Origin of the sequence: Paenibacillus paridis, from assembly GCF_006345825.1 — a bacterium.
Classification (GTDB): Bacteria; Bacillota; Bacilli; order Paenibacillales; family Paenibacillaceae; genus Pristimantibacillus; species Pristimantibacillus paridis.
In genome coordinates this window covers 47,460-72,454 of sequence record NZ_VCIX01000085.1, presented here as the reverse complement: position 1 = coordinate 72,454, position 24,995 = coordinate 47,460, and the positions used below count along the sequence as shown (strand labels likewise).

Annotated in this window: 28 protein-coding genes and 1 other RNA gene; 10 read left to right on the top strand and 19 right to left on the bottom strand. The window is 48.5% G+C overall.

All coding sequences use genetic code 11. The features are described from left to right. Positions 1 to 59: 59 nt before the first annotated feature. Positions 60 to 365: a hypothetical protein gene (locus tag FJQ58_RS13730; protein ID WP_139994282.1), complete on the bottom strand. Its 306-nt coding sequence runs from the start codon at positions 363 to 365 to the stop codon at positions 60 to 62. Between the two features lie 61 nt (positions 366 to 426). Beyond that, the gene (locus FJQ58_RS13725; RefSeq protein ID WP_139994738.1) at positions 427 to 621 is read right to left on the bottom strand and encodes a YwbE family protein; all 195 of its coding nucleotides are present in this window, start codon (positions 619 to 621) and stop codon (positions 427 to 429) included. A 129-nt stretch (positions 622 to 750) separates the two neighbouring features. Between FJQ58_RS13725 and FJQ58_RS13720 the strand changes: the two genes are divergently transcribed. Beyond that, entirely contained in the window at positions 751 to 2,595 is a 1,845-nt protein-coding gene (locus FJQ58_RS13720) for a DEAD/DEAH box helicase (RefSeq protein ID WP_139994280.1), read from the top strand. A gap of 270 nt (positions 2,596 to 2,865) precedes the next feature. Beyond that, the gene (locus FJQ58_RS13715) at positions 2,866 to 2,958 is read left to right on the top strand and encodes a sporulation protein YjcZ (protein ID WP_139994278.1); all 93 of its coding nucleotides are present in this window, start codon (positions 2,866 to 2,868) and stop codon (positions 2,956 to 2,958) included. A gap of 63 nt (positions 2,959 to 3,021) precedes the next feature. On the opposite strand, the gene FJQ58_RS13710 is transcribed toward FJQ58_RS13715, so the two are convergent. The 3 genes from FJQ58_RS13710 to FJQ58_RS13700 are packed head-to-tail and all read right to left on the bottom strand — an operon-like array spanning position 3,022 to position 6,264. Further along, positions 3,022 to 3,819: a Cof-type HAD-IIB family hydrolase gene (locus FJQ58_RS13710; RefSeq protein ID WP_202915268.1), complete on the bottom strand. Its 798-nt coding sequence runs from the start codon at positions 3,817 to 3,819 to the stop codon at positions 3,022 to 3,024. A gap of 41 nt (positions 3,820 to 3,860) precedes the next feature. Further along, complete coding sequence (locus tag FJQ58_RS13705) at positions 3,861 to 4,607, bottom strand: pseudouridine synthase (RefSeq protein ID WP_139994276.1); 747 nt, start codon at positions 4,605 to 4,607, stop codon at positions 3,861 to 3,863. A 1-nt stretch (position 4,608) separates the two neighbouring features. Then, positions 4,609 to 6,264: an RsmB/NOP family class I SAM-dependent RNA methyltransferase gene (locus FJQ58_RS13700; protein ID WP_338016142.1), complete on the bottom strand. Its 1,656-nt coding sequence runs from the start codon at positions 6,262 to 6,264 to the stop codon at positions 4,609 to 4,611. Positions 6,265 to 6,407: 143 nt separating this feature from the next. On the opposite strand from FJQ58_RS13700, the gene FJQ58_RS13695 reads away from it, so the two are divergent. Both FJQ58_RS13695 and FJQ58_RS13690 read left to right on the top strand, forming a co-directional pair. Next, complete coding sequence (locus tag FJQ58_RS13695; protein WP_139994272.1) at positions 6,408 to 6,923, top strand: thioredoxin family protein; 516 nt, start codon at positions 6,408 to 6,410, stop codon at positions 6,921 to 6,923. Further along, on the top strand, positions 6,920 to 7,456 hold the full coding sequence (locus tag FJQ58_RS13690) for a PCYCGC motif-containing (lipo)protein (protein WP_139994270.1): 537 nt from the start codon (positions 6,920 to 6,922) through the stop codon (positions 7,454 to 7,456). Before FJQ58_RS13695 ends, FJQ58_RS13690 begins: the two co-directional genes overlap by 4 nt. 205 nt (positions 7,457 to 7,661) lie before the next feature. On the opposite strand, the gene yjbM is transcribed toward FJQ58_RS13690, so the two are convergent. Next, complete coding sequence (gene yjbM, locus FJQ58_RS13685; protein WP_139994268.1) at positions 7,662 to 8,465, bottom strand: GTP diphosphokinase; 804 nt, start codon at positions 8,463 to 8,465, stop codon at positions 7,662 to 7,664. Between the two features lie 17 nt (positions 8,466 to 8,482). Then, the gene (locus tag FJQ58_RS13680; RefSeq protein ID WP_202915267.1) at positions 8,483 to 9,580 is read right to left on the bottom strand and encodes a quinone-dependent dihydroorotate dehydrogenase; all 1,098 of its coding nucleotides are present in this window, start codon (positions 9,578 to 9,580) and stop codon (positions 8,483 to 8,485) included. Between the two features lie 174 nt (positions 9,581 to 9,754). Here FJQ58_RS13680 and FJQ58_RS32335 point away from each other — a divergent pair, with 174 nt between their 5' ends. Beyond that, positions 9,755 to 9,895, top strand: a complete 141-nt coding sequence (locus tag FJQ58_RS32335) for a hypothetical protein (RefSeq protein ID WP_162341492.1) — start codon at positions 9,755 to 9,757, stop codon at positions 9,893 to 9,895. A gap of 6 nt (positions 9,896 to 9,901) precedes the next feature. Here the strand turns inward: FJQ58_RS32335 and FJQ58_RS13675 are convergent, their stop codons facing one another. The 3 genes from FJQ58_RS13675 to FJQ58_RS13665 form a co-directional block, all read right to left on the bottom strand. Then, entirely contained in the window at positions 9,902 to 11,308 is a 1,407-nt protein-coding gene (locus FJQ58_RS13675) for a L,D-transpeptidase (RefSeq protein ID WP_139994264.1), read from the bottom strand. A 155-nt stretch (positions 11,309 to 11,463) separates the two neighbouring features. Next, complete coding sequence (locus tag FJQ58_RS13670; RefSeq protein WP_053376893.1) at positions 11,464 to 11,700, bottom strand: ferredoxin; 237 nt, start codon at positions 11,698 to 11,700, stop codon at positions 11,464 to 11,466. Positions 11,701 to 11,756: 56 nt separating this feature from the next. Next, positions 11,757 to 13,046 carry a DNA polymerase IV gene (locus tag FJQ58_RS13665; RefSeq protein WP_274382327.1) on the bottom strand — a complete coding sequence of 430 codons (1,290 nt, stop codon included), beginning with the start codon at positions 13,044 to 13,046 and terminating at the stop codon, positions 11,757 to 11,759. Positions 13,047 to 13,246: 200 nt separating this feature from the next. Here FJQ58_RS13665 and cimA point away from each other — a divergent pair, with 200 nt between their 5' ends. Beyond that, positions 13,247 to 14,863 carry a citramalate synthase gene (gene cimA / locus FJQ58_RS13660; protein ID WP_139994262.1) on the top strand — a complete coding sequence of 539 codons (1,617 nt, stop codon included), beginning with the start codon at positions 13,247 to 13,249 and terminating at the stop codon, positions 14,861 to 14,863. A 66-nt stretch (positions 14,864 to 14,929) separates the two neighbouring features. Here cimA and FJQ58_RS13655 read toward each other — a convergent pair whose 3' ends face one another. Then, positions 14,930 to 15,469: a TlpA family protein disulfide reductase gene (locus FJQ58_RS13655; protein WP_139994259.1), complete on the bottom strand. Its 540-nt coding sequence runs from the start codon at positions 15,467 to 15,469 to the stop codon at positions 14,930 to 14,932. A 239-nt stretch (positions 15,470 to 15,708) separates the two neighbouring features. Between FJQ58_RS13655 and FJQ58_RS13650 the strand changes: the two genes are divergently transcribed. Beyond that, a complete protein-coding gene (locus tag FJQ58_RS13650) occupies positions 15,709 to 16,170 on the top strand; it encodes a M67 family metallopeptidase (protein WP_162341498.1) in 462 nt (153 codons plus the stop codon). Here FJQ58_RS13650 and FJQ58_RS13645 read toward each other — a convergent pair. From FJQ58_RS13645 to FJQ58_RS13635, 3 genes are read right to left on the bottom strand one after another with little or no spacing between them, the layout of a single operon-like run. Continuing rightward, positions 16,156 to 16,890 carry a 3'-5' exonuclease gene (locus FJQ58_RS13645; protein WP_139994255.1) on the bottom strand — a complete coding sequence of 245 codons (735 nt, stop codon included), beginning with the start codon at positions 16,888 to 16,890 and terminating at the stop codon, positions 16,156 to 16,158. The two genes, FJQ58_RS13650 and FJQ58_RS13645, sit on opposite strands and share 15 nt — an antisense overlap. Positions 16,891 to 16,902: 12 nt before the next feature. After that, positions 16,903 to 17,970, bottom strand: a complete 1,068-nt coding sequence (locus tag FJQ58_RS13640; protein WP_139994253.1) for a DUF294 nucleotidyltransferase-like domain-containing protein — start codon at positions 17,968 to 17,970, stop codon at positions 16,903 to 16,905. A gap of 38 nt (positions 17,971 to 18,008) precedes the next feature. Next, positions 18,009 to 19,373, bottom strand: coding sequence for an ammonium transporter (locus FJQ58_RS13635; RefSeq protein ID WP_139994251.1), 1,365 nt, complete (start codon positions 19,371 to 19,373; stop codon positions 18,009 to 18,011). A 510-nt stretch (positions 19,374 to 19,883) separates the two neighbouring features. Between FJQ58_RS13635 and FJQ58_RS13630 the strand changes: the two genes are divergently transcribed. Further along, positions 19,884 to 20,309: a MerR family transcriptional regulator gene (locus FJQ58_RS13630; protein WP_238404042.1), complete on the top strand. Its 426-nt coding sequence runs from the start codon at positions 19,884 to 19,886 to the stop codon at positions 20,307 to 20,309. 34 nt (positions 20,310 to 20,343) lie between these two features. After that, positions 20,344 to 21,024, top strand: coding sequence for a zinc metallopeptidase (locus tag FJQ58_RS13625; RefSeq protein WP_420799836.1), 681 nt, complete (start codon positions 20,344 to 20,346; stop codon positions 21,022 to 21,024). A gap of 81 nt (positions 21,025 to 21,105) precedes the next feature. On the opposite strand, the gene gltC is transcribed toward FJQ58_RS13625, so the two are convergent. Continuing rightward, positions 21,106 to 22,002 (bottom strand): glutamate biosynthesis transcriptional regulator GltC, encoded by an 897-nt coding sequence (gltC, locus tag FJQ58_RS13620; RefSeq protein ID WP_139994247.1) that lies wholly within the window; start codon positions 22,000 to 22,002, stop codon positions 21,106 to 21,108. 46 nt (positions 22,003 to 22,048) lie between these two features. After that, complete coding sequence (locus FJQ58_RS13615; protein ID WP_139994245.1) at positions 22,049 to 22,684, bottom strand: rhomboid family intramembrane serine protease; 636 nt, start codon at positions 22,682 to 22,684, stop codon at positions 22,049 to 22,051. A 101-nt stretch (positions 22,685 to 22,785) separates the two neighbouring features. Here FJQ58_RS13615 and tpx point away from each other — a divergent pair, with 101 nt between their 5' ends. Further along, positions 22,786 to 23,304, top strand: coding sequence for a thiol peroxidase (gene tpx, locus FJQ58_RS13610; RefSeq protein WP_139994243.1), 519 nt, complete (start codon positions 22,786 to 22,788; stop codon positions 23,302 to 23,304). An 80-nt stretch (positions 23,305 to 23,384) separates the two neighbouring features. On the opposite strand, the gene FJQ58_RS13605 is transcribed toward tpx, so the two are convergent. The 3 genes from FJQ58_RS13605 to FJQ58_RS13595 form a co-directional block, all read right to left on the bottom strand. Beyond that, on the bottom strand, positions 23,385 to 23,774 hold the full coding sequence (locus tag FJQ58_RS13605) for a DUF1499 domain-containing protein (RefSeq protein ID WP_139994241.1): 390 nt from the start codon (positions 23,772 to 23,774) through the stop codon (positions 23,385 to 23,387). 112 nt (positions 23,775 to 23,886) lie between these two features. After that, positions 23,887 to 24,069, bottom strand: a non-coding RNA gene (gene ssrS / locus FJQ58_RS13600) — 6S RNA. 47 nt (positions 24,070 to 24,116) lie between these two features. Beyond that, complete coding sequence (locus FJQ58_RS13595; RefSeq protein WP_139994239.1) at positions 24,117 to 24,893, bottom strand: YesL family protein; 777 nt, start codon at positions 24,891 to 24,893, stop codon at positions 24,117 to 24,119. Positions 24,894 to 24,995: the final 102 nt, after the last annotated feature.

Genomic DNA, 24,995 nt, shown 5'->3' with positions numbered 1-24,995 from the left:
TTGCGACCGCCATCCCGGACAAAAAAATAGCCGCTCCATGAGCAGCCGCTGCCTCTTGCCTATTCAGCCATGCCAAACCGCTCAAGCTGATCCTGCATGTTTGCCTTACGCAATACCTCGCGCTGCTTCGGCCCGAGCAGATCAAAATGCGGAAATTCGGAGCGGGCATGTATATAGCGAGGGTTGAGGCCATTGTCGAGACACCATCGCGAGAGCTTTTCCATATCGGAGCAGCCCACCTTCGTCACCGTCCGCATATCCGGAAAGCGCGGGTCGATCCAGTAATGCGTCAAAAATGCGATCTCACCACGCGCGACAGCCGACTTCCACTCCTCCATCTCTTTTCGTTTAATGCCAAATGCCATTGCAGCTCACCTTCCCGTTTGACAAGTGTTAATCGGATAAGCTCGTGCATCAGAAGCTTGTTTAAGCCAGAATATTTTTGACTCTGCCGACCTGACCGTCCGCAAGCCTTACTTTGATGCCGTGAGGATGCTTGGGCGAATTGGTCAAAATATCCTTGACGATCCCCCGTGTCAGCTTGCCTGTTCGTTGATCCTGCTTCAATACGATATCGACTTCCAGCCCAGCCTTGATCTGGGAGCGTTCTGTTCCATTCATCATCTATCATTCCTCTGCTGCTCTTAATGTTGGCTTTTAGCATAGCATATGCAAAGTAAAGATGCACATTATAGGGACAACTGTTATACTTAACATCAAACGATGTTTACGAAAAGAGGAAATGTATTAATGTCTAACGCATTCAACGCTTTGGGTATCATCCCCAAGCTAAGCGATTTGCTCCACCAAGATGGAATTACCGAACCGACTCCGGTTCAGAAACAAGCCATTCCGCTCCTTCTTAACGGGCAGGATGTCATTGCGCAAGCACAAACGGGCACAGGCAAAACGATCGCGTTTGCTTTGCCTATCTTGCAACGAATTAACATAGAAAAAGAGCAGGTACAAGCTCTTATATTGACTCCAACGAGAGAGCTTGCCATTCAAATAACAAGTGAGCTTAAGAAGCTTGTTCCTGCCGTTGGCGTAAGCGTGCTTGCCGCTTATGGCGGACAGGATGTCGATGCTCAAATTCGCAAGCTGCAAAAGTCGCCTCATATCGTGGTTGCTACTCCCGGTCGCTTAATCGACCATATGAAGCGTGAAACCGTTAGCCTAGGCAAACTACAGATGCTCGTTCTTGACGAGGCCGATCAAATGCTCCACATGGGTTTCCTGCCCGATGTAGAAAGCATAATTTCTCAATCGCCCAAGGCTCGCCAAACAATGCTCTTCTCAGCTACGATGCCGGATGCCATCCGCAAGCTGGCTGCAGATTACATGAAAACGCCTGTTGATATCCGTGTTAAGAGCACGAATGTCACGCTCGACAGCATTACGCAAATCGTATACGAAACGACAGACAGAACCAAGCAGCAGACGCTTGTTCATCTGCTTGAACGGCATCAGCCGTATTTGGCGGTTATCTTCTGCCGGACGAAAGTACGCGCGAAGAAACTGAACAAGGAGCTTCAAGAGCTCGGAATTGAATCCGATGAGCTGCATGGCGATCTGACGCAAGCCAAGCGTGAGCAGGTCATGAAGCGCTTCAGAGATGCACGGCTCCAAGTGCTTGTTGCAACGGACGTTGCGGCACGCGGCCTTGACGTGGAAGGCGTTACCCACGTTTACAATTATGACGTTCCGCAAGACGGCGAGCTGTACATTCACCGAATCGGCAGAACGGGCCGCGCGGGTCAAGATGGCGCTGCGATTACGCTCGCCACGCCATATGACAAAAATCATTTGATTCTTATTGAGCAGAGCATCAACGCCAAGCTCGCTCGTCGTGCAATCGACAGCGAAGGCGTAGAGACCTCCGTTCGCTCACAGTCTGGCGATCGTCCAGAGAAAGGCCGCGGAGCCGCTGGCAAAGGCGGTGCCCGCATCGCAAGCGGCAAGCCAGCCGAAGGCGGACGACGCGGACGCGACCGTTCCGGCCAATCGGAGCGCGGTGCTAAACCCGGAGGCCGCAGAGGCCAGCGCGAAACAGCACGCCCTGCTGCCGGCAAACGTACAGGAAGAACAGCAGACGTACGCAGCGAGGCTTCTTCTGAAGCAGCAACAGAAACCTCTGGCTGGGCCGCAAAGCGCGGTGAGCGCTTTGATAAGGGTACCGCAGAGCGTACAGGGAATCGCAGCAGCTCGGCTCGCAGCGAACGTACTGGTAACCGTGAGAATAATTCGCGTAACGGTGAGCGCGACGGAAACCGCGGCAGTTCGGCACGCGGTGGATCTAGCCGCAGCAGCTTCGGAAGCCCGCGTGGCGCTGAGCACGCAGCAGGACGCGCTAATTCTAAGGTAGACAGCCCTTGGGAAGCAGCTCGCAACGATCTCAAAGCGAGCAACGAACGAAGTGCAGTTCGCGGCAAAGCCCAAGCTGGCGGTCGTGGCGGACAGCGTGGCAACTCTTCAGCTGGCGGACGAAGCGGTTCTCCAACTGGCGGGCGAAGCAGTGCACCAGCCGGTGGACGCGGAGGAAGCACGCGAAACAGCGGCCCATCGAATAAACCGCGCGGTGGACGCGGACGTTAATATCGTACATGAAAGAGCGGATTTTGCACGGCAGCTCCTGCCCTGCGAAATCCGCTTTTTTTGATCTAGCAGTCCACTCTGCTACGACAATCTTTTCCTTCAAAGAGGGTATATTCCCCTCCAAGACATATGCCTAATTGCCTGTAAACCGAGACAAATGTCCAATCGAATCGGGACATTTTGACATACAATACCCTATACCGAACAGCGGGAACTACCCCATTCACGCAGCATCCCGCAGTCGGAAAATGATGAATAGGGGGAATTGGCATGTCCGGTGTACATGGAGGCTTTACGTCGATTGGCGTAATTTTGGTATTGTTCATTCTTCTGGTCATTATCTCTAGATCCGTTCTCTACTGATCGTAAAATGCTCATTATAGCAAAAAACCGCCGAGCACTGCGCTCTGGCGGTTTTTTTGCGACTTAAGTCCATGCATATTCGCGCAGCGCTCGCGCAACTCCGTCCTCGCTGTTGGAAGGGGCAACCGCTTTGGCTGCCAGCTTCACCTGCTCCGGAGAATTGCCCATCGCAATGCCCATTCCTGCAAATTGCAGCATGGTAATATCATTATAATAATTGCCTATGGCAAGGATGCGGCTTCGGTCAATGCCCCGGATTGCAGCCAACTGTTCCAATGCTCTTCCTTTATTAGCCTCCGCGTGATGAACGTCGATGAAGTAATCTCCGCTTCTTATCGAGTGAAGAGTTTGCGGCCAGCTTGCCCATTCCGTTTGAACCGTGTCCATTTGTTCCTTGCTGCCAAAAACCGTAAATTTCACGAGACCGCTAGGCAGCGCTAACCGAAAGTCCTGTATAGAAGGCTTCGCTTGATAGCGGCCATACATAAGTTCAGCTTCAGGCGTCATGCTCTCTACCATCATTTCAAAGGCCGTATTTAAATCAAAATGGATCGCGCGATCACGGCAATAAACTACGAAATCAATCAAATGTTCCGGAATCATATCAAACTGATGGATAACCGACCGGTCGTCCGAATTAATCGTTGCGGCTCCATTATGCGTAATGACTGTACCGCCCAGACCAAGCTCTTCCAAAATCGGAAGCGCTCCTGACGGGCCGCGGCCCGTGCACAGCACGATTTGAGCACCGCGTCCAGCAGCCTCGTGAACCGTTTCGCGGATCGCTTTCGTTAGTACATGATCGTCGGTCAACAGCGTTCCATCAACATCTAATGCAATTAAATCGTATTGCAAGCTCATCGTCTCACTCCAATTATTGTCTCTTTGTATGGTTATTGTTCCTATTTTCGTTTATGTGCCCGAAGCAGTTCCACTTCTTCCAAGGTGAGTTCCCGGTAAGAGCCCTCCGGCAGCGATTCATCCAACGCGAGAGGTCCCATAGACACTCTTTTCAAGTAGACGACCGTTTTCCCTACTGCTTCAAACATTCTTTTTACCTGATGGAACTTTCCTTCCATGATTGTCAGCGAAATGCTGGAGAACGTTCCATCCTCCCTTTCTTCCTGTCCTATAATTTCAAGCACAGCAGGCAATGTGACGTAACCGTCGTCGAGCGTAACACCAATAGAAAACTGCTCTTTGTCTGTCTCTCCTACATTCCCTTGGACAATCGCTTCGTATGTCTTGGCTACATGCTTGCGTGGGGATAGCAGTTCGTGTGCCAGCTGGCCGTCATTCGTCAGCAGCAGCAGACCTACCGTATCCTTATCCAGCCGGCCAACCGGGAACGGCTCGCGCAATCGGTCCTGCGACTCCAGCAGGTCGATGACCGTACGCTCGCGCCCGTCCTCCGTTGCCGAAATAACTCCTCGTGGCTTATTGAGCATAAAATACACGACGTCCCTATAAATCACCGGCACACCTTCAAAAGCAACCTCCGATGTATCCTGGTCAACGATGATGCCGCTATCCTTGATCACCTTGCCTGCCAACGTCACCTTACCGAACTTTACCGCTTTCTTTATCTCGCTGCGCGTGCCTAGGCCCATATGGGCAAGCAGCTTGTCGATTCGAATTTTTTTGCTCATCCTACACCCATCTCCATCCTGCCGGCAGCTCGTTTTTGATCATGCCTCCGGCATATTTCCCCCAGCCAATCGGATAGCCGTCTGTACAAACCAAGATATAGCCCTTCGACGGTTCGCCTTCTTTCACTTGGACAGCCGATTCCTCCACAAACAAGGTTTCACCCTTTAGAAATCGAATCGTCTGCTCGTCTGTCGAGCTCCAGTTCACCGAGCGCACCGCTGCTTCCCGTGTAAGCCCCATTGCAAGGGGATGCGATGGCTCGAAGCGTCCGCGAACGGCCTCACCCACGTACCATCCCGCTCTAACAACTCTCAGACCATCGAGCGGGGGCACTTCTTCCGGCTGAATGTAGACGCGCGATCCATAGGCAACCGCACGGCCTGGCCAGGAAAGCGCACCAGCCGCGAACTGCTCCGCATGCTGGCTCCAGAGTTCAACTGGTGACGCCACCTCTACGGTAACTTGGTTGTTGTCAACTCGAACGCTGCCGCTGGCACAGGATTTTATGGCATGATGGGAAGAAGCATTCTCCCAATCATTACGGGTCTGTCGTTTGGCTGCGCGCCGCTCATCTCTGTAGTCATGCTTTTTCTCTTGTTTCTTAATTCCATTTGACTGCGACTCCCGCTTCAGTCTGCCGGATACTCCTGGCGCCGATGGGCGAGTTCGTGGCCCGGCATGAAGAATCTCATCGGTTTCTTGTTGTTCACGCTGCCCTCTGCGTATAAGCACTGCGGCGTAGTGGCCTTCACCTTCAATCAAATGCGGCCACAGCCTTACTGTACCGTTAATTGATTGAAGCCGCTCTAAACCAAGCTGCGCCGTGTCTGCGGCTAAATCCGCTCGGCCCGCCTGCCATCCAAATTGCTGCGGTACTGGCTCGATATCGAAATCATCATGCTCTGCGAGGAAAGTGGCGATCTGCTGCTCGTTCTCTTCGGGCGAGAAGGTGCAGGTGGAATAAACGATTCGCCCCCCGGGCGCAAGCATCGCTGATGCATGTCGCAAAATATCACGCTGCATGACAGAGCATCGTTCGATGGAATGCTTCTCCCAATCCGCGATCATTGATTCGTCTTTACGGAACATCCCTTCGCCTGAGCAAGGCGCGTCGACAAGTATCCGATCGAACCATTGCGGGAAGACAGCAGCAATCGCCTCTGGTTCCTCATTGAGCACCACTGCATTTCGGACGCCGGCTAGCTCGATATTTTTGGCCAGTGCCTTGGTTCGTTCCCGCGCATTATCGTTTGTAACAAGCACACCGCTTCCTTGGAGCTTCCCGGCGATTTGCGTTGATTTTCCGCCTGGCGCGGCACACAAATCCAGCACTCGCTGACCCGGCTGCACGTCCAGCAATTCGACAGGCGCCATTGCGCTTGGCTCTTGAATATAATAAAGGCCTGCATGGTAATGAGGATGCTTGCCCGGACGCTCTCCCTCGGCATAATACAGCCCGTCTGGCGCCCATGGAATTGGACGCGTCCCTGCGCCTAATGGAGATAGCTCTCTCCACTGCGCAGCATCGAGCTTCAAACGGTTGATTCTCAGACCGTATACTCTTGGGGCTGCATAGGATGACATAAAATTGTCATATTCCTCTTGGAGCAGCATTTCCATTTTTTCCGTGAATTTACGAGGCAAATTGCCGATCATACCCATTTCCTCCTGCCAATCTGCGATGATGTTTAGGCTCTTACATACGAGTATAGCTTTGTTATATAATATATTAAAGTAAGGACATGCTGCCTAGAAAACGCCTGTCCGTCAAAAAAAACGTTTCGGAGGTAGCCGCACAAATGAAAAAGAAAAAGAAAGTCAGTATGGTCTATGTGTATATCGGAGTTGTCGTTATTTTATTCGGATTAATTGCCTTGCTGAACAACAGCGGTAAAGTAAACGCCCTTTATGACAAGCCTGTATCACAGCTAAATCCGGAAACGCGCAAGCAGCTTGACGATCCTAACTATCAGAATATCATATTACCGGCTGTATTGGACAAGAAGGTCGCAGATAAGGAAAGTTTCTTTGTCTATCTATTTGCTTCTGATTGCCCGCATTGCCAAAAAACAACGCCGCAGCTCATGCCGCTGGTAGATGAACTGGGCATTGATCTGCCTCAGTTTAACTTAAGAGAATTCCCTTCTTACTTCAATAAATATAATGTAGAATACACGCCAACGCTTGCTTATTTCAAGGACGGCGTTCAAATCGATAAGCTAGAGGGCGGACTTGCCGAGGCAGGAACATCCGGCTATTCGCTTGAGGATTTCCGGGCATTCTTCAACAAATACTCCGGAGCTGAGAGCAAATGATGAAGCGCCAGCGCTTATCGGAGGAACAGATTGCCGAGTACCGGAAGCACTCTCGGATTCGCGGCATCATGTACGGCCTGCTGCTGGCATTTGCATTCATAACCCTGCTCACCGCCTGCGGCCTCGCAAGCGATGACAAATCCGGAGCCGAGCACCAGCACGGCTCCGAAACTTGGCAGACGACGGAATCGTTTGACAAGCTACCCGGATTTCTCTCTGACTACACGCCGCATACAAGCGATTTATACAAAGCTGTACACGCCCATGCTGACATTATGAGCGGCGTGACCTGCTATTGCGGCTGTTCGGATGGCCTTGCAGTTGAAACCCCGCATGACTCGCTTCTGCGCTGTTATGTCGCCGAGCATCCTGCGGATGAAGGAGCCGTAACCTGGACGAACCACAGTACCAGCTGCGGCATCTGCAAGAAAGAGATGGAAGAAGTTATCGCCTTAAGCAAGCAAGGCAAGACGGCTGATGAGATACGAGAAGCCATAGACGCTGCTTACAAGCCAAAGAAATCCAGCGACTAGTCTTGCCTTTCTATTGTTTTTCTCCAAACGGCTGCTCCGCAGGTTCGACTGAACTTTGCATGGCAGCCGTTTTTCATGCCTTCGGTAGTTTCCCTCTCGGTGAATGCCACATTTGGGCCGCACATACAAAATAAAGGCATCAAGGCAGCTTTCCCGCTGCCAAGACACCTAATGTTTTCATTTGAGCAGGCAAACCCGCCTACGACTAGTTTTGATTTGCTTTTTTGGCTTTTGCAATCGCTGCCTGAATATCGAGAGAGAGCTTGCTAAGCCCGTGATAATCCTCTCTTTCAAACTTTTCATTGAATCGCATTTGGAACTGCGCGGCCTCGCGCACGCGATGGTAAAAATATAAATCCTGTATGCCGCTCAAAACCTTGGATACGACATTCGACTGCTCCTCAAATTCGGTCTGGGCATCCAAAATTTCCTTGCGGATGCTTGTCATCTCCGTATCGAGCTGCGATGCGGCTTCCGCCGCTTTCTTCAAGCGGTCGCGCACGTCCTCTGGCAAGCTTTCCTTAAACTTATAGTTGAGGGAATGCTCGATGGTTGCCCAAAAATTCATCGCAAGCGTTCGAATCTGAATCTCAGCCAATACGATTTTGTAGCCTAGCGCCGTTTGTACGGGATATTCGACAATCATATGGTAGCTGCGATAGCCGCTATCCTTAAAATTCGTAATATAATCCTTCTCATAGACAAGCGTCAAATCCTTGCGCGTCCGGATTAAGCTTGCGACCCGGTGGATATCGTCAACAAACTGGCACATAATCCGAATGCCTGCTATGTCTTCAATGCCTTTATCCAATTGATCTGACGGGACATTAAGGCGCTTGGCTTTTTCCAAAATGCTAGAAATGCGCTTCACCCGGCCGGTGACAAATTCAATCGGTGCGTATGCTTCTCTTATCTTCAGTTCAACCCGCATCGTTTTAAACTTCACTTTCAGTTCTTCAACCGCTTGTTCATAAGGCTGTAAAAAAAGATTCCAGTCTCTACCGTCCATCCGGCCGCCTCCTGTTCTTAAACGTGATCTGCGCCGACTGCTTCAGCGATATTACGATAGCCATCCTTACGTAAACATTCCTTCAGACCGCTAGTCAATTCCCTAAGCACGCCTGGTCCTTTGTAAATAAGCGCGGTATAAATCTCAACCAGGGAAGCTCCTGCGCGGATTTTATCGTATGCGTCCTGCGCTGTAAAAATGCCGCCAGACCCTATGATCGGCAGCTGTCCGCCGGTCTGACGGTACACCGCTCGAATGACCTCGGTTGAGCGGTCGCGAAGCGGCTTGCCGCTTAAGCCCCCAGACTCGCCGGCGTTCGCGTGCGAGAGTCCTTTCCGGGACAACGTCGTATTCGTCGCGATAATGCCGGACACACCGCTTTCCATTATCGTGCCCACCGTTAGCTCAAGCTGTTCGCTTGTCATGTCTGGAGCGATTTTGACCAGAACGGGCTTTGCTTTCTTTCCTATTTTCGCCGCTTGCTCGTTTATTTCCTGTTTTACTGCGCTCAGTAAATTTCTCAGTTCTTCGCCGTGCTGCAAATCACGCAAATCCGGCGTGTTCGGCGAGCTGATATTGACGACAAAAAAATCGCCATATGTATAGAGGTCGCGAATGCAGGTCTGATAATCCTCATGTGCCAACTCATTTGGTGTCGTCTTGTTTTTGCCGATATTGACAGCAATTGGAATCCGATTGATTTTGCGACGTGACAGTTTTTCTGCCATTGCAGCTGTGCCTTCATTGTTAAAGCCCATTCGATTAATTAAGGCTTCGTCCGAAGGAAGACGGAATAACCTCGGTTGCTCATTGCCTGCTTGTCCCTTCGGCGTTACAGTACCCACTTCAGCGAAGCCAAAGCCAACGCTTGAGAAGCCATCTGCGGCTTTGCCGTTTTTATCTAGACCAGCTGCCAAACCTACAGGATGAGGAAAATGAATGCCAAACAACTCGGTTGCAAGTTCCGGCGACTCTGCTACGCCGTACATTGCATGCATCAGCCCGTTCAGTCCCGGTACGACTCCCCCTGCTGCCAAGCCGTCAATTACTAGATGATGAGCTCTCTCAGGGTCCATACGGAAAAAAATAGGCTTAAGAATTGAAGAATAAAGCAACTTACTCACTCCGATCTCAGATATATGTTCTATCTGACAGTTTAGCGTTTTTGCAGCAAAAAGAAAAGAGCCTGCACCAAGGGTGCAAGCATCCATTATATTGCGGCTTGTCCGGAAAACGATTACAATGGGATCATAATCATTATTATTATGAAATAGAGGGGTTGATTGTCGATGAGTTCTCCAAAAAGAAAACCTGCAACGATAAAAGCCAAACCTAAGGATGAAGTCAACAAGAAAGCACTGGCGTGGATCGGCTCCATTGTTGGCGTTGTAGTCGTAGCGATCGCGTTGCTTCTGATCTTTACTTCGTAAGTACTATTAAGTCAGCCATTTATATACCTTTGCGGGATTGGTTTCGTTTTGGCGCGGCTCCAGCTTGAATCTTTCTGTTGGCTGCTGTACCTTGGACGGAAGCGTCCCGTTTTTTATTTTTACTATGGTTCCAAGCGGAATCATGTCGAACAATTCTTCTACGTCCTCTTTGCCCATCCTTACGCAGCCAAGCGATTCATCCTTGCCAATGCTACCCGGCTCATCCGTCCCATGAATGGCATATAGCGTATTCGACAGCGTCATGCCGCGGCTCCCAAAAATCCCATTGTCGCTCCCATTCGGATTTTTCACTTTTTCGCTGATATAGAAGCTTCCTTCCGGCGTTTCCTCTCCGCCAAGACCTACCTTATAGCTCCTAACGATGATATTCCCTTGAACAACCGCCAGCCGGTGGGTAGATTTGTCCACAATAACCTCAAGCGGCTGATTCCACTCTTTGTCCAAAATTCCATTTGTGCCTACCAATGGACTCTTATCCTTTTGCGGAGTTTCCTTCCCATCCACAGCTGTTAAACCACCCTTGCCGGCTCCCTGCTCACGAATAGACTTATCCTTCTGGGCCTTGGCATTTTTCACCTTGAGGCTGACTCCGGCAAATAAAGCGCGCATTCCGCCTCTTTCGCCGGCAAGATAATTGTTAGGATACGGCCGAATCAAATCATCCAGCTTCTCGGGCCATTTTTTATTTTTTCGCTCATATTGGATAATTGCGCTCGCTAACGTCCAATGGGTCTCCTGCTCTTGGCTCCATTTCTCGTATTGTTTCGCAACAGCGGATACGTCGGATGGCTCACAATCACAGGTTTGCCGATCAAGCATCATTGCCTGCAGCTCTGAAGCCCCACTTTCCTTTCGGACGGCCATAAGCAGCTTCGTGTTCCCTTTCCATTTGCGCCAGCCCGCTTCTTCCTCTAGCCTCGCCGTGATCGTCAGAAGCGGCGCATCGGCAGCTGCGGCGATTAGTGCGTTCCACGCACTGCCAATCGGCTGTCGATCCTTCTGCGTAACGAATACCACACCTACCGGAAGCTGCTGGTTCTGGGCTGCAACAAGCGGCTCGGGCGCAGTTTCTTTCTTTAAAGCTCCATTAGCTGGAATCATCACCACAACAAAGAGCAGTAAGCCTGCCAATAACGCCGTTCTTCGGGCAAGCTTTTTTTTCTTATGCTGTTTATCCCATGCTTTGAGCTGCTGCAGCTGATTATCCGACAATGGGTGGCTCTCATCCTCAAACGCGTCATAAACCTCGCCAGCTTTGAGGAAGCAATAGTTCGCCTTACCTTCCTTGCCGGCAAGCAAATACTGTTTGCCTAGCAAATACCAGCCCATTTGGTTATTCGGATGTTGGTTTACAAATTGCTTTAAATAAAAAATATCATCTGGAGACTCCATTCCCCGCTCCTCCCAACTAGTGGCAATAATTCTTTATCGGTCGGATGGAAGCATGAATGAATCCCCACACAATCATTTCAATAGAAAAGGCATGCAAAAAAGCCCCTTCCGCAGCAAGCGCTGGCAAAAAGGGGCTTCTTCACAAGAATTAGATATTAATAGTTAAAAGGCACGTCTGCGATTTTGATCGAATCGGTAGGACAGCCATCAGCGGCATCCTGCAAATCATCAAATAAATCTTCCGGAATCTCAGTGTTGCCTGTGTTTCCATCTGCTTTATAAATAACTTCTGCAAGACCTTCGTCATCATAATCATAAATGTCAGGAGCAGTTGCTCCGCAAGCTCCACAAGCGATGCACGTATCTTTTTCAACCCAAGTAAACTTACCCATGGAATTTCCCTCCCAAATAAATATACGGAATAATCTCGTCTCTGTACAGTCAAGCTTCATTCATCAATATATAACAAACTATCATCCTTTTGCAAGGATGTGCCCCGAATTCGTTTATTCCTAATTAAGGTGGATGGATCATCGCCAAGCATTCCTGCTGTAAGAACCGCATCCTCCCCGTACTTGTCGCGAAGCTGATCCATTGCCTTCGTAAGAGCTTCCTTGCGAGGCTGCTGTTCGTAGCTAAATAGATCTAGCTGTAGTGCGGATTCTTCCAGCAGCTTCAGGTTCTGCAAGGTGATTCCAAGCAGGCGTATGGGTTCTCCAGCCTTCCAGTGCTTATCATAGAGTCTGCATGCTTCCTTATAAAATTCCTCAGAGGTTTGCGTAGGCGCCCCAAGCGTATGGGACCGAGTGATCGTCGTCATATCTGGATTGCGGATAGTCAACTGGACGGTAGTTGCTACCAGCTTTTGCCTCCGTAGCCTGCGCCCGGTTTGATCCGCCAAATTCAGCAGAACGCGGTATACGTCCTCACGGGCAGTAAGATCTGCGGGGAGTGTCGTCGTGTGCCCAATCGATTTGTTCAGCTCTCGGTTTGGATTCACCTCTCCGTGATCAATTCCATGCGCCGCAGCCTTCATCCAAGAGCCAATCACGCCAAATTGCTTGATCAGCATCATCTCGTCCGTGCCCGCCAGCTGTCCGATCGTTCGAATATTTAGCTTCATTAGCTTATCCGCGGTTTTCTTCCCGATTCCGAATAGCGTATCGCACGGTTTATCCCAAAGCACCTGCTTCACATCGCGGATCCGCAGCACCGTTAGCCCGTTAGGCTTCTTCATATCCGAGGCCATCTTGGCCAGCAGCTTATTCGGGGCAAGGCCGATCGAACATGGAAGCGACCACTCCGACATAATTCGCTGTTGAAGCGAAGCGGCGATGTCCAGCGGCGAGCCGAACATCTTGGAGCCTGTAATGTCCATATAACATTCGTCAATAGAAACGGCCTCCACAAGCGGGGTATATTGCCTTGCGATCGTCATGAAGCCATGGGAGTATTTACGGTACAGGGTGAAATCAGGTTTTATTAATATAAGCTCCGGACACAGCTGAAGTGCCTGTCTCACATTCATCCCGGTCTTTATTCCTTTGCTTCTGGCTGTATAGGAACAAGTAACAATGATCCCCTTGCGCTGCTCCACGCTGCCCGACACCGCCGTCGGCCTGTTCTTATATTTCTCAGGTTCCTCTGCTTCATGCACGGAACAATAGAAGGCATTCATATCCAAATGAATAATAACACGGCCTTTAGCCGGATAATGTTCATTTACACTTTTTGTCACCTTTGTATCACCGCCTAAATTAGAAGCAACAAAATTACATAAGCCTCGTCATCCCCAGCATACAATTCCAATAGGGGCAAGTCAACGAAGCTATAGTCACCACGCAAATTTTACAACAAACCCTCTACTTTCACGACGACAAGTGTTATAATATTAAATTATGATTTGAAATGGCTATCAGTGAAGGAGGCGTCCCGTTAATGACAACAAACATATCCATATTTGATACGACGCTGCGTGACGGTACACAAGGAGAAGGAATCAGCCTGTCTGCGGATGACAAATTAAAAATTGCCCAGAAGCTCGACGCGCTGGGCGTTCATTATATTGAAGGCGGCAATCCCGGAAGCAACAGCAAGGATATCGAATTTTTCCAGCGGATCAAAGCATTCAATCTTAATGCCAAAATTACCGCATTTGGAAGCACGCGTCGGAAAAACAGCTTGGCCGAACAGGACGCCAGCCTTGTTCGCATTGCGGAATCCGGTGTTCCGGCGGCTACGCTTGTAGGAAAATCATGGGACTTCCATGTACATACCGCCCTGCAAACAACGCTTGAGGAAAATCTATCGATGATTTACGACTCCATCGCTTTTCTAAAGCAAAACGGCATGGAAGCCTTGTTTGATGCGGAGCATTTTTTCGATGGTTTCAAGCACAACCCTGAATACGCTGTTTCCGTGCTTAAGAAGGCACAGGAGGCTGGCGCGAATTGGCTCGTGCTTTGCGATACGAACGGCGGCACCCTGCCGAATGAAATCCATGACATCGTCACGCATGTAAGACAGGTGCTGACAACGCCAATTGGCATTCACACCCATAACGACTGCGAGCTAGCCGTGGCTAACTCACTTGCCGCTGTTGGCGCAGGCGCACGTCAGGTTCAAGGCACAATCAACGGCTATGGCGAGCGCTGCGGCAATGCGAATCTGTGCTCCATCATCCCTAACCTGCAAATTAAGATGAAATATGATGTACTGCCTGATGAGAAGCTCTCTACATTGACAAGCACTGCACGCTACGTAAGCGAAATCGCCAATGTCCATATGCCGGTTGGCCAAGCTTATGTCGGCAATGCGGCATTTGCACACAAAGGCGGCATCCATGTATCGGCGATTATGAAGGATTCCAAAACCTACGAGCATATCCAGCCGGAGCTTGTAGGCAACAAGCAGCGCATTCTCGTATCCGAGCTTGCCGGCCAAAGCAACATCATCTCCAAAGCCAAGGAGCTTGGCCTTGACGTTACGGCAAATAATGAGAAAACGAAACAGATCATGGACCAGATTAAAGAGCTGGAACATCAAGGATATCAATTCGAAGGCGCGGATGCATCGATGGAATTGCTGCTTCGCGAGGCATTTGACGGCGAGGTCAAGGAAGTCTTCAAGGTTGAATCGTTCAAAATGCTCGTTGAGAAAACTAACGGCCAAATGATTTCCGAAGCCATTGTGAAGATAAATGTAGGCGGCCAACAGGTATACACAGCTGCCGAGGGCAACGGCCCCGTCAATGCGCTCGATAACGCGCTCCGCAAGGCACTGGTTCAATTTTATCCTAAGATTGAAGGCATTCATCTCTCTGATTACAAAGTTCGTGTAATCGACGAGAAGGACGCTACAGCAGCCAAGGTACGCGTGCTAATCGAATCCACTGGCCTGGATAACACATGGAGCACCGTTGGCGTTTCTAATAATGTTATCGAAGCAAGCTGGGAAGCTCTCGTTGACAGTATCCGTTATGCCTTGCTTGGCATGGTCAAGGTGGATAACAATCAAGCCGATTCATCGGATAGGATCGGACTCGTCAACCATTAACAATAACAACAAAAAAGGTCTGCCTGACGTCAACTCGTGACATCAGCCAGACCTTTTTTTGTTTCCTCACATCCACTTTTCAATCAAACGTTCCCATTCCTCGTAGGTAATGACGCCATTTATTCTTTCTCGAATGACGCCCTCGCTGTCAATGAGAAAAGTTGTTGGGAATGTATCCACCTTATATTGCTTGGTTACGTCACCTTCGCGGTCCATCAGAATCGGAAAGGTAAATTCATGCTCATTGACAAAATCACGGGCCGCCCGTTCTTTGTCGTATTTGGTGGCATTGACCCCATACAGCTGGATTGTTTCTCCGTATTGCTCATGCAGCCGCTGCAAATCAGGCGCCTCCAGCTCGCAGGGGCCGCACCAAGAAGCCCAGAAGTTAACGAAGGATAATTTACCTCGCTTGCCCCCGACCTCGTAGGATTGCTCATCAAGCGCTGGAAGCTTAAATGCTGTCGCCGTAAATCCAGCCTTAGGCTTGAAATCTGCCGACGGAGCTGCCAGCGTAACGGAATCCGAACCGTCATTGTTATATTGGAACAGGGCCAAGCCAGCAAATACAAATGCAATGGTAAATAGCGTAATGGCGCGTTTCATGGCGTACCTTCCTTCTCGTTCAAGAACTTTTTAACCGCATGGCTTCATGGTATCATGTGCAGTATGGAAGCTCAAGGCGCTGAGCATTTTAGCCATAAAAACGTCACGTTTTACCAAAATAGCCTTTGCCCTTATTGTTGGTAAATACAGACCCGTTCATACGCGGTAGATAGGGGTTAGCTCCCACTGCCGGTTTCCGTTATACTTAAATTACGTTTATTTTGTTAGGAGGCATAATGATGGAGCAACAACCAATGAAGGGGTTTATTACGCAATCCGCTTATAATCAGCTCATCCAAATTTGCAAGGATGCCAAACCTATCGAAGCTTGTGGAATCGTTGCAAGCTCAGGTTCAGACTTGGAGCAAGGAAGCGCCGACAACGGTAAGCGTTACGTTATTGACACCATTATCCCTATCACCAATACGCATATCGATCCTACTCATTCGTTCTCCTTTGATCCGGCAGAATGGACCTCTGTGTATTACGACATGCAAAAAAACCGACAAAAGCTTGTCGGCTTGTTCCATTCGCATCCGCGTACCGAGGCAGTGCCGTCCTCTAGCGACGCTGAAGGCTTCCTGCCGGCTTCCGAGCTATCTTATTGGATTGTTTCCCTGCAAAACAGCGAAAACCCCCATGTCCAGCCCTTCAACCGTTCACACGGCCAGTTTATTCCGATGGAGCTAGTGCTTGCTTAAATAAGCATACAAATCGCCCAGTGTTGTAATATTCCTCTCCAAAATCCTGGCAAGATAGTTCTGCCACAGCTTCGCAGTCATAATGGAGTCCTGCAGCGCGTGATGCCTTTCCGTGATTGGAATGCAGCAGCTCTCGAGCAAATCATCTAGGCTGTAGCCTTCCAGATTTGGCTCCAGCCACTTAGCCACCATCATCGTATCCAGCACTCTGTGGTTTAAATTCACTTTCGAAGTTCGCCATAGCGCAGCGTTCAGAAACTGCTTGTCATGGCCCGAAGCATGGGCGACAAGCAGTCGTCTGCCTACAAATTCCATAAAATCGTGCAGCACCTGCATCAAATCAGGTGCATCCTGCACCATTTCATTCGTAATGCCCGTCAACTCGACGATCGCCTTCGGAATTTTACGCTTGGGATTGACCAGGCTGTAGAAGCATTCATTTTCTACCACCTCGCCCCCCCTAAACATTACCGCCCCGAATGAAATAATTTCATCGCCGTTGGTTGGATAGAAGCCCGTTGTCTCCAAGTCGAATACAACAACCTCTAATTCTTTTAATGGCATATCGAACATCGATTGCTTGCGCTGCTCTTTATTAACGTTGCGAATAAACGCCATTTGCTGCGCATTCTGGGAGCCTAGCATAGAAGCGATGGCAGGCGTAAATCCTCCCATTTTGTATAGGTTCCACATGCGACCGACGCCTTTTTGCTCTTTCATTCCTCCACCGCCTTACGTAAGCCTGCCCATTGTTTGCTTGAATACTGCTCGCTGCAGCTTCTTGCCTAGACGCAGACCGCTTTTCAACTCATCCGTCATTTCCTTCGTCAGTTTCCGGTTGGACAGCTTGCCATTGTTCGCATACAAGCCATCGGCGTTTTGCTCTGTCGTCATTAACCGAAGCCTTAGAAAAATACGAAATGCCTGATCGTAAACCGCGGCATCTGCAGCAGACATCTTCCCAGCCTTAACCAGCATTTTAATCCGCTCAAGCGTGGACGTTTCCCTTATTCCCATTTGAATTGACAATAGCCTGATTGAATTTACCATAGGAATGTAGGCGCCGTATTTGATATCTAGGCTGCCCGCATCCTCTCCGTATTGTTCCTTGAGAAGTTGGCCAAAAATGCCAAGAAGCACTTTATGGCGCATCGTATTATCAAGCATCCGCTGCAAAATAATTTGATGATTCAGCATATCGATAAAAAATAAGTCCTTAAGCTCGTCTAACAGCCTTTGCTCTCCGTAAACGCATCTGCCATCTGCGATAATCAGCAAATAACGGACCGCTTCCCAGGCCGGCTCTTCAAACCAGTGATCCAGCTTGCTGCCCCATTCCGATAAAGGCAAACACCACTCTGGGTTGCTGCTTAGCACGTTGCCTTCACACGGCGGGTATCCCGTCACTTGAAGAAAAGCGACGATAAGCTCGCATAATTGTTTGAAATAAAGACGTACTTCTTCTGGATCAGCCACAGGATCCTGATAGACAACTCCGCTGTCTTGATCGCTTGACAACGTCTGCTCTTTCCGACCGCCGCTGCCGAACAATAAATATGCGTAAGGCACGGGGGGAGAACCCTTCCCCAACCGTGCCATTTCCGCTTCTGCGAGGATGATCGAGCGCTGGATTACCGCGTCGTGCACCTCATTCAATTGTTCATTAAATTGTTCGACCGGACGCGTGGGGAGAAGAGCTTCCATCTGCTCGTGAACCTGATCCCGCAAGCTTCGCAGCACTTCTACATGATCGGCAGAGCCAATCTGCTTCAGCAGCTGCAATCGCACCGGATCACTCATGCGACGCCCTCTCCCTTCGGTCAGTCCTTCTCATTCGATTAGCCTTGAATGTTTTGGCCTGCTTTTTTCATTTGCTCAGGATAACCATAAGCTCCGTGCTCACTCAGGTCAAGACCGATAATTTCTTGCTCTTCTGTTACACGGAAGCCCATGATCAGCTTCATTACGCCAAGAACAAGGAAGGAAGCCGCAAGAACGAATGCGCCAACTACGACTACGGATTCGAATTGAACCCAAAGTTGCTTCCAGCTGCCTGTGTCGATCAGGCCGCCTGTACCTACGCCAACTTTGTCAGCCAGTACTTGTGTAGCGAAGATACCGTTAGCAAGCGTACCCCAGATACCAGCCGCGCCATGAACAGACAAAGCATAGATCGGATCGTCGACTTTGATTTTTTCGAAAAATTTAACGCTGAATACGACTAGTACGCCAGCTACCAGACCGATGACAACCGCTGCCCAAGGATCAACGAATGCGCAAGAAGCTGTAATAGCGACCAATCCGGCAAGCGTACCATTTAGCATCGCAGTAATATCTGCTTTGCCTGAAATTGCCCATGAGATAAGAAGTGCTGCCACGCCGCCCGCTCCTGCGCCAAGCATCGTGTTAAAAGCTACATATCCGAAGAAGCCATCGCCAATTGCTACCGTACTACCAGCATTGAAACCGAACCAACCTACCCATAGAAGCAATACAGAAAGTGCTGTAAACACTTGGTTGTGACCCAAGATTTCATTAGCAGAACCGTCTTTGTTAAATTTACCGATACGAGGCTTGAGCAACACGGTCGCCGCAAATGCTGCAAGCGCTCCTGTTAAGTGAACGACTGTCGAACCTGCAAAGTCTTGTGCGCCGTCTTCTGCAAGCCAGCCGCCGCCCCAGATCCAGTGAGCCACTGTCGGGTAAATAAGAGCTACGAAAAATAATGTAAAGACAATATAAGAGGAAAGCTTAGCTCTTTCTGCAAAGCCTCCCCATGCGATTGAGAGGGATACTGCAGCGAACGCTAGTTGGAACAAGAAGAATACGGTGCTTGGAAGGCTCTCGCCATCGCCAGCTGCGATTGCTGGGTTGAAGAAGAAGTCACCCCAACCGAACACTGCGTTAACGCTGCTGTCACCGCCAAATGCCATACCATAACCAAATGCCCAATAAATAAGTGCAGCAAGGCCTGTTGTGAAAATTGTTTTGCCGGCAACATGACCTGCATTTTTCATCCGCGTAGAACCTGTTTCAAGAAGAATAAATCCGCCTTGCATTAGTAGAACTAGAATAAATGCGAGCATAACCCATAGCGAGTTCAAACCCATGTCTAACGTTGCGCCTGAAGGATCCTCTGCAAACGCCATTACCGGAAACAATAAAGTGAAGATCCCTAAAGCTAACATCGTTTTCTTTACCATTACGACCACTCCCTAAATGTTATGTTCTCTTACATGTGAGGAAAGACTTAATGTCATTATAGTCAGTAGTGCTCAATTTGACAATACGTTTTATCTATTTTTTTAAAAAAAATCAAACGTTCGGCATAAAATCTAACACGAACGTTAAGATTTTGAACAAAACAGCAGCAAATTCTCCTAAACCTTATGCATATCCTTCGCATTTTCGCTTTTTATAGGCATAGTTTCCTACCTTAGAAATAATAGGTTGAAATATAGCCTAGGTCTTCCCTACTGATTCATTATCATAAAAATTCGCTATATATAGAAAAGAAGCGTTTTGAATCGTTTCTTTCTCTTCACTTATCATGCTGCTTTTGACACCTCATGTAACACGTTTGACTGTATGGTTACTTTACCTTTATCATTAGAGGTATAGGATGTTAAAGAGTTATCATAGGATAACGAAGCGATGTTTCCTTTAATAGAAGAAAATCATTTTTAAATTCTAAACGAATGGAGGTTTTCAACATGTATCGAATCGGAGAATTGTCCAAGCTCGCTCAAGTCAGTCCGCGTACGATCGATTACTACACTTCTATCGGCCTAATTGAGCCTGCCGAGCGCTCAGCCAAAAACTATCGCCTCTATGCCGATGAAACCTTGCAGAGGTTAGAACGTATTGAACAGATGAAAAAAGATAAATATACGTTAGATGAGATCAAAGCAACGATTGAAAGCTGGAGCAAAATCACACCTGAGGAGCAGGTATCCCGCAAGCTCACCGATCTACAGCATCATTTAAGCCAGCTGGAGCGCGAAGTGAAGGAATTGGAGCCTGTCATCAAGAAACTCAAGCCAAAGCAAGCCAACCACCTCTACACGCGTCTGATGCCACAGACAGCTGCTTGTATCGAGGCACTCATGCTTCTCATTAACAAGAGCTCCCTCATGTAACGATATTTCATCACTATAATGGAGGAATGACTCAATGATGTTTATCTACATTTTAATCGCACTCGCATTTATCCTAACGATTTGGGCACAATTCCGAGTCAAAGGAACGTTTAAGAAATGGACCAGCGTACAAGCCAATAGCGGCTTAACCGGTTACGAGGCAGCTAGAAGAATGCTCGATACCCACGGCCTGCAGGATGTGCCCATTGAGCCTGTAAGAGGCACACTAACCGATCACTATGATCCGATCCACCGCGTTGTGCGTTTGTCGGAGCCCGTATATTATGAAAATTCAATCTCAGCCATTTCCGTCGCCTGTCACGAGGTCGGCCATGCGATTCAGCATGCGGAGCATTATCCGATGCTTGTTCTGCGCCACCGCATCTTCCCGGTTGTTAACTTCGCATCCGGCGTTGCGCCTTTTCTTTTCATTGCCGGCATCCTTTTCTCGGCTTTGAATTTAATCGGGCTGGGCATTATCTTCTTCTCTGTCGCTGTTGCCTTTCAAGTCATTACGCTTCCAGTCGAATTTAATGCCAGCAATAGGGCTAGAGATATCATGGTTGCAGAAGGATTTATTACAAACAATGAGGAACGCGGGGTAGCCAAGGTTCTAAATGCAGCAGCATTAACTTATGTAGCTGCGGCTCTACTTTCCCTGCTGGAGCTTATCAGATACATTCTTATCTTCGTAGGCGGCAGCAGACAGGAATAAAACTACTAATAATAAACAAGAGCTGTTCCCAGCGGTCTTCACAGACCGCTGGGAACAGCTCCTTTTTTTTCTGATGCCTATTTATTTGAGTCCGTCCTTAAAATAACGAAGCAGGAAGCCGTGGAATACTTTTGCCACCAAAGGAAGCTTCTCATTCGAACGGCGGATCAACCCAATCGTCCGAGTGACTTGTGGCTCGGTGACTCGAACCTTCGTCGGATGCAAAGGCCCCGTATAGTGAAGCGCCATCTCCGGCAGCAGGCTAACCCCCATTCCCGCTGCAACCAATCCCCTTATCGTGTCTGTCTCTTCTCCTTCAAAACCGATTTGAGGGGTGAATCCAGCCGTTTGGCAGGCTTCCCACACGATTGGCCGCAAAGAGTAACCTTCGCTGAACAAGACAAAGGTCTCATGCTCAAGTTCCTTGAGCTCTATGGATTCTTTATCAGAGAGGCGGTGCCCTGGCGGTAATATGGCATACAATTCTTCCGTCAGCAACACTTCTCCGCATACAAATTCATGCTCATCAGGAAACGGCGATATAAACGCCAAATCAATCTCGCCTTTAATCATATCGCGTATGAGCGATGGGTACATTCCCTGCTTGAAACGAAACTTCACGTTGGGGTGCAGCTTTCGAAACGCTGCTACAACCTGGGGAATCAAGGAAATGCCTAAGCTATGCGGGAAGCCAAGCCTGATTTCCCCCTTCTCCGGATCAAGAAATTCATGCATTTCAATAACTGCTCGCTCCAAATCAGCTAAAATAACTTCAGCGCGTTTAAGAAAAAGCTGACCTACAGGCGTAAGCTGCAGATTTCTTCCTTTCTGAACGAATAGCTTAACGCCTAGCTCTTCCTCCAGCTGGTGAATTTGCCGACTTACCGCTGATTGTGCCACATGCAGCTCTTCCGCAGCTTGCGTGACATGCTCTTTTTTTGCTACTTTTACGAAGTAATAAAGCTGACGAAGTTCCATACCGGTTAGATTCTCTCCCGTAACAACATAGTTTTCATGAATATCATTATTTTTTTCTTGTCTTTATGCGGTCAAAGATATGATACAGCAAGAAGCCAGCCAAGGCGCCTCCTGCATGGGCCCAGAGATCAATTTGCGGCACGAGGAAAGAATAAACAACACCAAAGATCAAAATGACATATACCGTTTTACGCGAGCTCTCATCAAGCTGTGACTTACGGAGCAAGGAAATGTACAGAAATGCCCCGAACACACCGTAGATCGCTCCTGAAGCCCCAACGCCTATATGCGTTTCAGGATCATGCTGCAGAACATTCACAAATGCGCTCATCGCATTGCCCGCTATGCCGCAAAGCAAATAGAACATTGCATATCTGAAGCGTTTCAGCAAACGTTCCATGGGCGGTGCAAACACTAGCAAAGAGAACATATTATAAAGCAAATGCTCAAGTCCCGAATGCATAAACATGGACGATATATAACGCCAAGGCTCTTGAAGACCATAGGGATCAAAGTCCGGATGGGATGCGAAAGCACCGTACTGATAGGCATGGTAAGCACTATTCGGATCGCCGCTTATCGCAACGATGATAAAATAAATAAGGTTAAGCGCAATTAAAGCAACCGTAACCGGATATAGCTTTAGATAGGAACGAAAGCTCTCATACCTTAGAAAAATCATTGAATCCTCTCCTTTTCCCTCCAACAATTGGACAAGGCCGTTTCATAACGATTATAATTAGTTTGGTATTGACCAATCATTTTAGAGGAGGAAGTTTACTCATGACACAAGAACGCAATGGAGCTGCCACTTTCAAAGGCAATCCGATTACATTAGTTGGTCCAGAATTGAAAGTAGGAGATCAAGCTCCTGATTTCAGCTTGAACAAAAATCTCGTAGAGAACGTTTCGCTTAAGGACTACTCCGGTAAAATCAAATTAATCAGCGTGGTGCCTTCCATCGACACAGGCGTTTGCGATGCGCAAACTCGTCGTTTCAATGAAGAAGCAGGCTCGCTTGGCGACAACGTTGTTGTCCTTACCGTAAGCGTTGACCTTCCGTTCGCACAAGCACGCTGGTGCGGCGCAGCAGGTATCGATAAAGTGGTATTGCTCTCCGATTACAAAGCTCACAGCTTCGGTGAAGCTTATGGCGTCTACATCAAGGAACTTGGCCTTGACCAACGCTCGATCTTCGTCATCGATGCCGACGATAAGATTCAATACGTGGAATACCTGCCTGAAATGACAGAGCACCCGAACTACGAGCAAGCAATCAATGCTGTTAAGGCGCTTGTATAATCAGCTTCTATCGTTCATTTCATTATTAAATATTGCAAACAAAGCGAGTGAAGGGAATCCTTCCTCGCTTTGTTTATGTATTAGCTGTTCACTTTAAATGCAGCAAGCTTCTTATCAAGCGTGCGGTACAAATCCAGAATAACTCTGTAATTAGAACCCAGATCTCCTAGCGAGCCACGGGACGCTGAATAAATATCGACAGCTGATTGCAGCGGATTTACACTAATGACAGAAACGGTAATGTCCATCGTTCTACCAAATGAAGTACGTTTCTCAAGCACAATCTCACCAACCGATTGGACCTCGTGCAACAGCTTATAGCCTTGCATTTTCTTAAGAGTCGATACCACTTCTTCCCAAGCTTTGTCTTTCGAGAGCTTGTAGAAATGAGATTTGAGCATTGGATCCTTAGCCCTGTCACCAGTCTGTTCATGACTGCGCAGCAGCCCGATCAAGGTCCGCTTCAACAACAACGATCTCCCCCTCCAGCATCTATGTACATTACTCTATATGATAACATGATTTGTCCCATGAAAAAAGAGCTATCACTGGATTTAACCAGCAAATGCTCTTCATTTAAAATGAAAACCCGCCTATGCCGTCCGACTCACATGTTTCTGAACCCGCTTACGCAGGTGGGTGACCGCAGAACCGCTTTTGAGATCCCCTTTCGGGGGCATGTCAGCTACGTCTCGATATTGGTCTCCCGTGAAACAGCCATTGGTTCAAAACAGCGTAAAGCCGTAACGAGCATCGCAGGAGGTATTGTTATTATAGACCTAACCAGAGAAAAAGTAAACGCCGCATGAATGTTATTTACTGGTGCTGTTCGAATCGTCTTTCACCAAATCAATTCGATCCATTTCCGCAGCTTTCTCTGCCTCTTCTTCTTCCGCCAAACGTGCTTTCTCCGCTTGATCCTGAAGCTTCACATAAATTAGATGGAAGTTCCAGAACGCCAAATAAGCGATGATGCTGCCCATAAAGAACGGTATAAGAAATGTGAATCTCGTGCTGAAATACATGACAGCGCCGCTCATTATCGCGGTGGACAAGGAACGGAAAGGCTTGCCGATCGTAATAAGCACAGCGTTTTTCAGCAATTGAAACGTTTTCATATGGTAATGGACAAGCATGGAGAAAAAATTAAATAACGAAACAACAAGAAGCACTAGGAATGCAATAAAGATATAAGAAAGTAGATTCAGTTGCTCACGATAGACGATAAAATCAACGATCATAATCGCCAGCAGAATCGTATAAATGATACCGCCGAGCATCGCTTGCTTGTAATTTTCCTTATAACCCCGGAAAAAGGTTTTAAACAACGCTACGTCACTCTCGCCCATGACCCATTTGCGTGCAACCGCAAACATCGCCGCGGTAGCCGGAAATAATGTAAATGGAGCGACAATTGCCATAAAAATCAGCGCCGAATACACTTGGTTGACATCCTGCGACAAAACTAAACCCCACGCGAAGAAAACGAAAGGGATTGAACAGGCAAGCCACAAAACATTGATAACCGATAACCTCATAATCCATTCGGATATTCGGTAAAACCCACCCATTAGCCCTCTTGGTTCCATCGGATCTGCCTCCAGAAAAGTAAGATTACTCCCGCCAGACAAACAACAATAAAAAAACCGAGGTCGCCGGGATGCCCGTTAGGGATCACGGACTTCCTCGGT

Excerpts from the sequence above, each read along its gene's own strand:
- FJQ58_RS13730 (WP_139994282.1), bottom strand. The coding sequence starts at position 365 with ATGGCATTTGGCATTAAACGAAAAGAGATGGAGGAGTGGAAGTCGGCT.
- FJQ58_RS13725 (WP_139994738.1), bottom strand. The coding sequence starts at position 621 with ATGAATGGAACAGAACGCTCCCAGATCAAGGCTGGGCTGGAAGTCGAT.
- FJQ58_RS13720 (WP_139994280.1), top strand. The coding sequence starts at position 751 with ATGTCTAACGCATTCAACGCTTTGGGTATCATCCCCAAGCTAAGCGAT.
- FJQ58_RS13715 (WP_139994278.1), top strand. The coding sequence starts at position 2,866 with ATGTCCGGTGTACATGGAGGCTTTACGTCGATTGGCGTAATTTTGGTA.
- FJQ58_RS13710 (WP_202915268.1), bottom strand. The coding sequence starts at position 3,819 with ATGAGCTTGCAATACGATTTAATTGCATTAGATGTTGATGGAACGCTG.
- FJQ58_RS13705 (WP_139994276.1), bottom strand. The coding sequence starts at position 4,607 with ATGAGCAAAAAAATTCGAATCGACAAGCTGCTTGCCCATATGGGCCTA.
- FJQ58_RS13700 (WP_338016142.1), bottom strand. The coding sequence starts at position 6,264 with ATGATCGGCAATTTGCCTCGTAAATTCACGGAAAAAATGGAAATGCTG.
- FJQ58_RS13695 (WP_139994272.1), top strand. The coding sequence starts at position 6,408 with ATGAAAAAGAAAAAGAAAGTCAGTATGGTCTATGTGTATATCGGAGTT.
- FJQ58_RS13690 (WP_139994270.1), top strand. The coding sequence starts at position 6,920 with ATGATGAAGCGCCAGCGCTTATCGGAGGAACAGATTGCCGAGTACCGG.
- yjbM (WP_139994268.1), bottom strand. The coding sequence starts at position 8,465 with ATGGACGGTAGAGACTGGAATCTTTTTTTACAGCCTTATGAACAAGCG.
- FJQ58_RS32335 (WP_162341492.1), top strand. The coding sequence starts at position 9,755 with ATGAGTTCTCCAAAAAGAAAACCTGCAACGATAAAAGCCAAACCTAAG.
- FJQ58_RS13675 (WP_139994264.1), bottom strand. The coding sequence starts at position 11,308 with ATGGAGTCTCCAGATGATATTTTTTATTTAAAGCAATTTGTAAACCAA.
- FJQ58_RS13670 (WP_053376893.1), bottom strand. The coding sequence starts at position 11,700 with ATGGGTAAGTTTACTTGGGTTGAAAAAGATACGTGCATCGCTTGTGGA.
- cimA (WP_139994262.1), top strand. The coding sequence starts at position 13,247 with ATGACAACAAACATATCCATATTTGATACGACGCTGCGTGACGGTACA.
- FJQ58_RS13655 (WP_139994259.1), bottom strand. The coding sequence starts at position 15,469 with ATGAAACGCGCCATTACGCTATTTACCATTGCATTTGTATTTGCTGGC.
- FJQ58_RS13650 (WP_162341498.1), top strand. The coding sequence starts at position 15,709 with ATGGAGCAACAACCAATGAAGGGGTTTATTACGCAATCCGCTTATAAT.
- FJQ58_RS13645 (WP_139994255.1), bottom strand. The coding sequence starts at position 16,890 with ATGAAAGAGCAAAAAGGCGTCGGTCGCATGTGGAACCTATACAAAATG.
- FJQ58_RS13640 (WP_139994253.1), bottom strand. The coding sequence starts at position 17,970 with ATGAGTGATCCGGTGCGATTGCAGCTGCTGAAGCAGATTGGCTCTGCC.
- FJQ58_RS13635 (WP_139994251.1), bottom strand. The coding sequence starts at position 19,373 with ATGGTAAAGAAAACGATGTTAGCTTTAGGGATCTTCACTTTATTGTTT.
- FJQ58_RS13630 (WP_238404042.1), top strand. The coding sequence starts at position 19,884 with ATGTATCGAATCGGAGAATTGTCCAAGCTCGCTCAAGTCAGTCCGCGT.
- FJQ58_RS13625 (WP_420799836.1), top strand. The coding sequence starts at position 20,344 with ATGATGTTTATCTACATTTTAATCGCACTCGCATTTATCCTAACGATT.
- gltC (WP_139994247.1), bottom strand. The coding sequence starts at position 22,002 with ATGGAACTTCGTCAGCTTTATTACTTCGTAAAAGTAGCAAAAAAAGAG.
- FJQ58_RS13615 (WP_139994245.1), bottom strand. The coding sequence starts at position 22,684 with ATGATTTTTCTAAGGTATGAGAGCTTTCGTTCCTATCTAAAGCTATAT.
- tpx (WP_139994243.1), top strand. The coding sequence starts at position 22,786 with ATGACACAAGAACGCAATGGAGCTGCCACTTTCAAAGGCAATCCGATT.
- FJQ58_RS13595 (WP_139994239.1), bottom strand. The coding sequence starts at position 24,893 with ATGGAACCAAGAGGGCTAATGGGTGGGTTTTACCGAATATCCGAATGG.